The following is an 846-nucleotide window of genomic DNA, read 5'->3' as shown; positions in this document are numbered from 1 at the left end:
CCGCCGCTGGCCGTGGTCGAGCGTTTCTTCTGCGGGCGGAACGTTGTAAGTGCTGACGACGGGAGCGCGAGGAAAGACGGACAGCCATGGGCTCATCCCACCGCCACAACGCCCCCTACGTGACCTCTTTCACGAAGAAGCGAGATCGTTCTTGTCCTGCGAGGGCTGCGACCTCGAATAGGACAGCGACGCCGAACCCGCGCTTCCCGACCATCCCGCCCGCCGGCGCCCCGGCCGCTGCGAGTAGTAGCCACCATCCGGCGGACACCGGACACACTAGCGGCCCACACCCGTCCGGTTCGGGGTGCGGGCCGCCGGCGGCCGTGACCATCGCCTCTACAGCCCGATCTCATCGAGTGCGGCCTGTTGCTCGGGCGTGAGTCGGTCCCGTCTCGACCGCATGTTGGATCGCCACACCCCAAGCTTCACTGGCACCGTCTCGGGCTGCTCCTGGTCCCCGCCGCTGGCGGCGGCGTCTTCGAGGGGCAGGTGCTCGACATGGCCGCGGGGAACCTTCAGGTGACCCTCCCTCGCGAGGTATTGGTGGGCGGCGGCGAGGCCCCGTTCGAACGAGCCGCCACGGCCGCCCGTGGGCTTCCTGGCGGCCGGCACCGCAGCACCTCCAGCCTCCGGCTCGGCCTGTACGGCCTCTGCGGCGCCCTGAGTGGCCTCAGGGGCCGTCTGGAGCGGGCCGATGCCCAGATCCCCCAACAGCTCCTGCTGCGCCTGTGTGAGGTGTTTCCAGCCGTGTCGTTGTCGGCGCAGCCACGTCCCGACGTCCACCCCGGCCACCGTCACGCCGGGAAGGATGTCGTTGGGGTCGGCGCCGCCGTCGACGCACTGCTG

Annotated in this window: 1 protein-coding gene; it reads right to left on the bottom strand. The window is 70.3% G+C overall.

Annotated elements, in window-relative coordinates; translation table 11 throughout:
* Positions 1-336 precede the first annotated feature (336 nt).
* Positions 337-846 (bottom strand): helicase associated domain-containing protein (locus tag E1265_RS36595; RefSeq protein ID WP_207931362.1); only part of this gene is annotated, 510 nt, incomplete at its 5' end.

It is taken from the genome of Streptomyces sp. 8K308, assembly GCF_004348315.1.
Classification (GTDB): domain Bacteria; phylum Actinomycetota; class Actinomycetes; order Streptomycetales; family Streptomycetaceae; genus Streptomyces.
The sequence above is the reverse complement of the archived record's forward strand: the minus strand, read 5'-3'. Positions and strand labels throughout refer to the sequence as shown.